Source organism: Sphingobium sp. FG58, from assembly GCF_057809055.1.
The window spans coordinates 76076-82507 of the sequence record NZ_JBMDJF010000015.1 but is presented as its reverse complement, the minus strand read 5'-3'; the positions used below and the strand labels follow the sequence as shown (position 1 = coordinate 82507).

Below are 6432 nucleotides of genomic sequence, written 5' to 3'. Positions count from 1 at the left end.
GTTTCTCGACTTCGCTCGAAACGAACGGGCCAAAGTAAAATGATCGCGCGCTAACCCCCCGTTCTCCCGCGAATGCGGGAGCCCAGGGCGTCGCACACCAACCCACGCGCCCAAATAAGAGGAGGCACCAACCCTCCCTCCAGCCCCACCGAAAGGAGACAGGATGCCCGTCCTCACCCGCCGCGCCGCGCTCGCCGCCACCGCATCGTCCCCGCTCGCCCTGCCTCTGCTCTCCAGCCCCGCTTTCGCTGCGCCTAAAAAGACCGGCGCGCGCCCCGGCCCCTTCCTCATTGGTGCCGACATCAGCTGGATTCCCGAAGATGAAGCGGCAGGCGCGCGCTATTTCGTCGGCGACGTGCGGCAAGACCCTATCCTCCTGCTCCGCGACGCCGGGTTCAACGCCATCCGCCTGCGCATCTTCGTCAATCCCGCCAAAGGCTATTCCAAACGCGAACCCGACAAGGCCTGGGCAGGCCTCGCCCAGACCATCACATTGGGCCGCCGCATCCGCGATGCGGGCCTCTATCTCGTCCTCTCCTTCCACTATAGCGACACATGGGCCGACCCGGAACATCAGGGCGTCCCCGCATCCTGGGCCGGATACGACCTCCTCCAACTCGCCAAAGCCGTCGAAGCCCACACCCACGACACGCTGGTCGCCATGCGCGCGGGCGGCGCGCCGGTCGACATGGCGGTCATCGGCAATGAAACCACCTTCGGCATCCTCTGGCCCCATGGCCGGGTGAAGCTCTCCACCCCCACCGGCAATCCCATCACCGACGCCAACCATGCCAAGGTCGGGGCCGTGGGCGGCTTCGACGCCTTCGCCGCTTTGCTCCGCTCAGGGATAGCGGGTGCGCGTCGCGCCGAACCGGCGATTACCATCCAGCTCCACAACCATCTGGGCCGCCATTGGCCAATCGTGCGCGAATGGACCGACGCGCTGATCGCCCGAAAGGTCGATTTCGACGTCATCGGCTTCTCCTGCTACCAGCAGCGCGAACAGGGGGACTGGGCCACGACCTTCGGCCGGTTCCTCGCCCGCTATCCCGGCAAAGGCCTGCTGGTCGCCGAATATTCCAGCCGCAAACGCTACCTTAATGATCTGGTCCACGCCCTGCCCGACCGGCGCGGCTGGGGGACGTTCATCTGGGAACCGACTCGCCATCAGGAAGCCCTGTTCGACCGTGAGGGCCGCAACGCAGGCGAAGGGTCCAAGCCCGACCTTCTGAGCCAGGGCATCAACAGCGCCGAAGCCCCCGGCGGCCTCGCCAGCGCCCCGCCCCCGTCAAAGCCCGAACAAACCGGCCCGATCGGCGAAGGCGGCGACTATATCGCCAACCCGCTGCTCGATCTCTACGGCCAGATGGCGAAGGACTATGCGCAATAATGGCGGAAGTCAGCCATCCCCAGCCCGCGCCGGAGCGCCATGCCCATGCTATGATACCAAGCTGCGATGTGACCCATAAGACTCCTCCCCCTAAAGGGGGAGGTTGGGTGGGGGTGTACTGCCGCCAGCGTGGACGCGCGGCTTCGCCTCACTCCCCCTCCCTTGATTGGAGTCACGTGCCTCCAATCAACCCCTCCCCGCCGGGGAGGGGAGAGGAGCCTCAATCACCGCACGTAGCTATGAACCGTCGCAACACCCTGCTTGGCCTTGGCGCGCTGGCGCTCACCGCCTGCGCCACCCGGCCCGCCTTCGCCGCCGACCCGCTCCTCTTCGCCTATTTCACTAGCGGCAAGGGCGAAGCCGACGGCCTCAAACTCGCCGCCAGCGACGACGGCTTCACCTTCCGCCCGCTCGCTGCTGGCCGCAGCCTGCTCGTCCCGCAAGTGGGCGAGAAAAAGCTGCTGCGCGACCCCTTCCTGTTTCGCGACGGCGCGACCTTCCACCTGCTCTGGACCACCGCCTGGGAAGGGGTGACGATCGGCCATGCCACCAGTAGCGACCTCATCCACTGGTCGCCCCAGCGTGCGCTGCCGGTCATGGCCACCATAACCGGCACCCGTAATTGCTGGGCGCCCGAAGCGATCTATGACCCCGCCGCCCGTCACTGGATGCTCTTCTGGTCCAGCACCGTAACGGGGCTCTACCCGGACACCGCAGGCACATCGGAATCGGGCTACAACCATCGTCTCTGGTCCACCACCACCCCGGATTTCGTGACCTTCACCCCGCCGCAACCGCTTTACGATCCCGGCTTCAGCCTGATCGACGGCAGCTTCGCCCGCGCCCCCGACGGCAGCCTCCACCTCATCATCAAGGACGAAACCCTCACTCCGCCGCGCAAATGGCTGCGCAGCGCGCCCGCGCAAAGCCCCGCCGGTCCCTTCGGCCCGCTCTCGCCCCCCTTCTCCCCGTCCTGGGTCGAAGGCCCGATGACCGCGCAGGTTGGCGACGCACTGATCTGCTATTATGACGTCTATAAGGAGGGCCGCTGGGGCGCAGCGGCGACCCGCGACATGGCGACATGGCAGGATGTCAGCGCGCGCCTGACCATGCCGCCCGGCGCGCGCCACGGCTCACTGCTCCGCGTTCCCCGCAGGATCATCGCCGCCATCGGCTAACAGCTGCGCCAGCTTCTGCTCGGCGATCCGCAACCGAAGCAATCCCAGCAGCTCCACCCCGATCTCCACCGCCCCGTCCGGCAAGCCGCCCAGCAATTCGCCGGCCAGCACGTCCAGCCGCGCCTGGATCTGTGCCGCCATAGCCTTGCCCGCCGGGGTCAGCGTCACCCGGTTGGACCGCCCATCCTCTGGATCGGTCGTCCGCTCGATCCACCCGGCGCGCTGCAACTGGTCCAGCGTCCGCACCAGCGACGGCGCGCTGACCTCCAGCCATTGCGCCAGCTCCGCCTGTCGCGACACCGCGCCCACGCTGGCCAGATGCACCAGACACCAGCCCGCGCTCCCGGACACGCCGAGGCCCGCCAGCGCCCCATCCGCCGCCTGCCGCCACCCCCGCGCCACCGGTCCCAGCACATGCAATAAAGCCCGCCCAGCGTCCCGCTCTCTCATATCGATTAGTTAGCTAACTAATCGCAAATCAGCAAGGGCGTTGTTATTGTCCAGCTCAGTGTCGGGTTAGGGGAGCCGGGCATCACCCGGCCCCCACCAACTCAGGCCCGCCGGGTGCCGGTAAAGGCCGAAGCGCCGAACGCCCCCAACTGCATCGTCCCGGTAATCGCGTCCCCGCTGACGTCCGCTTCGCATTCCAGCGTCATCGGCATCGGCATCGTCATTTCCATCTTCCAGGTCAGCGTGTTACCCGCGACCTTGCCATCGACCACGTCGAGCGACCCCATCATGCCCGCAAAGGTGCCGTTGAACCGGTCGCCATTGCTGATTACGGTGAACACGCCCTTCTGGTCGCCCATCGGCGTCTTGGCCACGCAATCATAGGCGCCATCGACACTTGCCATCTCATTCACTCCTTTAGAATTTTTCAGTCAGCCAGGGTGCCGGTTTCGACTGGCAAGCCCACCGCGTCAAGCTGCGGCCGCACCAGTTTCGCGTCGCCGACGACGACCCAGATCAGCCCGTCGGCATTGATCGCCTCGCGCGCCGCCTTGTCGAAATCGGCAGCGGTCATCGCGCGATAGATGTTGGGCAGCGTCTCGTAGAAATCATCCGCCCGCCCGATCAGGCTGTTGCGCATCATCGCGCCCAGCAGGTCGGACGATGTCTCGAAACTGCCCGGCAGCGACAGGATCTGCCCGTTGATCGTCTGGTTGCGCTCGGCCTCGCTGGTTCCCTTGGTCGTCAGGAAATCCTTGATGTCCTGCCGCGCCGCGATGATCGATTCGCCGGTCTTGTCGGTCTGCACCGGGGCATAGACCAGCAGCGGGATCGTGTCCTTGACGCCCGGCAGCGACGTCCCCGCGCCATAGGCCCACCCCTTGGTCTCGCGCAGATCCATGGTCAGCCGCGACGTGGTGCTGCCGCCCAGCACTTCATTGGCCGACTGGAGCGTCACCGGATTGTCGGTCCCCTTCTTGCTTGTCAGCACGCCTGCCAGGATCATCGACTGCGGGCTTTGCGGCTTGTCGATCAGGATGATCCGCGGCGGACGCGCCATCCGGTCCATGCGGAACAGCTTGGCGCCCTTGGGTGTCGCGGGTGCCTTCCAGTCGCCAAAGCGCTTTTCCAGCAACGGCAGCAATTCGGCGAGACTCGTGTCGCCCGTCACGAAGATCGTCGCATTGTCGGGCCGCAGCCAGCGGTCATGGAAAGCGGTCAGGTCCGCCCGCGTCACCGCCTTGACCCCGCTTTCCGTGCCAGACCCGGTAAAGGGAATGCCATAGGGATGCGCCTTGCCATAAAGCAGCGGCGGCAACATGCGCTGGGCGATCGCCGTCGGCTCGGTCTTTTCCGCCGCGATCCGGGTCAGCATCTGCCCGCGCAGCCGTTCCACTTCGCTCGGCGCGAAAGCGGGATTGCGCACCACATCGGCCAGCAGCCCCAGCGACGCATCCAGATTGGGCTTCAACGCAAACAGGCCCACCGTGGTCCGGTCCATGCTGTTGCCCGCACTCACCGATGCGCCCAGCCGCTCCTGTTCCTGCGCAATGTCCAGCGCGCTGCGAGTCTTGGTCCCCTCGTCCAGCAGCGCGGTCGCCAGCGCCGCCGTGCCGAGCTTCGCCCGGTCATCCGCCGCATTGCCCGCATCGAACGCCACCGACACCCGCACCGTCGGCACCGTCGCCCGGCGCGCAAACTGTACCGCAATGCCGTTCTTCAACTTGGCATGTTCGACGGTCGGGAAATCCAGATCGGCCACCGGCTCGATCGGCGGCTCGGCAATCTTCGTGGGCGCAGGCACCGTCGCGGCTGCTGGCGCGGGCGCGGCGGGATCACGGAAATAGGCCGGCTTGTGGGTCGCATTGCCCGCCAGCGCATTGTCCGCCGCCGATCGTTCGCCCGGCGCCACGGTCAGGCGGAACACTGGCCGCCCCAGCCATTTGCGCGCGGCCTCGCCCACCTGGGCCGGGGTCGCGCTGGCATAAGCAGCCAGATCCTTGCGATATTTCTCCGGGTCGTTGGAATAGACCGCCCCCTCGGCCAGCGTCACCGCCTTGCCCGAAAAGCCGCCCACCTGCTCCAGTCCCGATATCGTCCCCGCCAGCTGCCGGGTCGCGGCGCGCTGCACCTCGTCGGCGCTCGGTCCCTTGGCCAGATAGTCGGCCAGCAGCGCATCGAGCCGCTTGCCCACCGCGACCGCATCTGTCCCCGGCTTCACATCGACGGTAATCTCGGCAAAGCTCAATTTCTCGAACGGCTGGACGCTGGCCTTGACGCCCACCGCCACCTTCTCGTCCCGCACCAGCGTATTGTAGAGCCGCGAGGAGGCTAGGCCACCAAAGACCGACAGCGCCAGATCCAGCGCGGGCAGATCCGCGCCATTGACGCCCGGCACCACCCAGTTGCGATAGAGGCGGGTCGCCGCGACATTATCATGCATCTGCTTCTCGACATCCTTGTCGAGCGTCGGGACGGTCGCGTCCACATCCTGCGGCGCTGGTCCAGCGGCGATATTGCCGAACCAGCGCTCGACCTTCTTCTTCGCGGTCGCCGCGTCAATATCCCCGGCCAGCACCAGCACGGCGTTGTTGGGACCATAATGGGTCTTGAACCAGTTTTGCACATCACCCAGGCTGGCGCTGTTCAGGTCCGCCATCGACCCGATGGTCGAGTGGCGATAGGGATGGCCTTCGGGCAGCAAAGCAGCCAGCTGCGCATATTCGACCAGCCCATAGGGTTCATTCTCCCCCATCCGCTTTTCATTCTGGACCACGCCCCGCTGGGTATCCAGCTTCTGCTGCGTCACCGCGCCCAGCAGATGCCCCATCCGGTCCGACTCCAGGAACAGCGCCCGGTCGAGCGCCCCGGTCGGCACCGTCTCGAAATAATTGGTCCGGTCGAACCAGGTCGTCCCGTTCCAGTCGGTCGCGCCAATATCCTCCAGCCGCCCGAAAAACGGCCCATCGGCATTTTCGGAACCATAGAACATCAGATGCTCGAACAGATGGGCAAAGCCGGTCTTGCCCGCCGGTTCAAAGCGCGATCCGACATGATACCAGATCGACACCGCCACCACCGGGGCCTTGCGATCGGTATGGACGATCACCCGCAGCCCGTTTTTCAGCGTGAATTCCTCATAGGGAATATCGACCGCCGACACGAGGCTGGAGAGCGGCGCGGGCGCAACGCTGGTCGCTGCCGTCTGCGCCACTGCCTGCGTCATGGGGGTCAGGGCAATCGTCGACAGGCCGATCAGCAGGGACAGGCGACGCGACAGGGGGGAAAGGGTCATGAACAACCTCTAAGAAAATGCAGTCGGGTTGGTCACCCGCGGAGGACGCTAGGATAGCGCTGCGTTTTAGCAGCGCAATACGCATGACGCTGGACAGCGCGGCTGGCCGCGATAGGTTC

The 6432-nt window shown here is 65.9% G+C and carries 5 protein-coding genes; 2 read left to right on the top strand and 3 right to left on the bottom strand.

Translation table 11 applies throughout. The features are described from left to right. Positions 1 to 163: 163 nt before the first annotated feature. Both ACODR8_RS15670 and ACODR8_RS15665 read left to right on the top strand, forming a co-directional pair. The gene (locus ACODR8_RS15670; protein WP_489008125.1) at positions 164 to 1390 is read left to right on the top strand and encodes a glycosyl hydrolase 53 family protein; all 1227 of its coding nucleotides are present in this window, start codon (positions 164 to 166) and stop codon (positions 1388 to 1390) included. A 239-nt stretch (positions 1391 to 1629) separates the two neighbouring features. Next, the gene (locus ACODR8_RS15665) at positions 1630 to 2568 is read left to right on the top strand and encodes a glycoside hydrolase family 43 protein (RefSeq protein WP_489008124.1); all 939 of its coding nucleotides are present in this window, start codon (positions 1630 to 1632) and stop codon (positions 2566 to 2568) included. Here the strand turns inward: ACODR8_RS15665 and ACODR8_RS15660 are convergent. From ACODR8_RS15660 to ACODR8_RS15650, 3 genes are all read right to left on the bottom strand, one after another. Next, positions 2524 to 3018, bottom strand: a complete 495-nt coding sequence (locus ACODR8_RS15660; RefSeq protein ID WP_489008123.1) for a MarR family winged helix-turn-helix transcriptional regulator — start codon at positions 3016 to 3018, stop codon at positions 2524 to 2526. The genes ACODR8_RS15665 and ACODR8_RS15660 overlap by 45 nt on opposite strands. Positions 3019 to 3119: 101 nt before the next feature. Continuing rightward, a complete protein-coding gene (locus tag ACODR8_RS15655; protein ID WP_489008122.1) occupies positions 3120 to 3422 on the bottom strand; it encodes a hypothetical protein in 303 nt (100 codons plus the stop codon). Positions 3423 to 3445: 23 nt separating this feature from the next. Then, the gene (locus ACODR8_RS15650) at positions 3446 to 6313 is read right to left on the bottom strand and encodes a M16 family metallopeptidase (protein ID WP_489008121.1); all 2868 of its coding nucleotides are present in this window, start codon (positions 6311 to 6313) and stop codon (positions 3446 to 3448) included. Between the last annotated feature and the right edge of the window lie 119 nt (positions 6314 to 6432).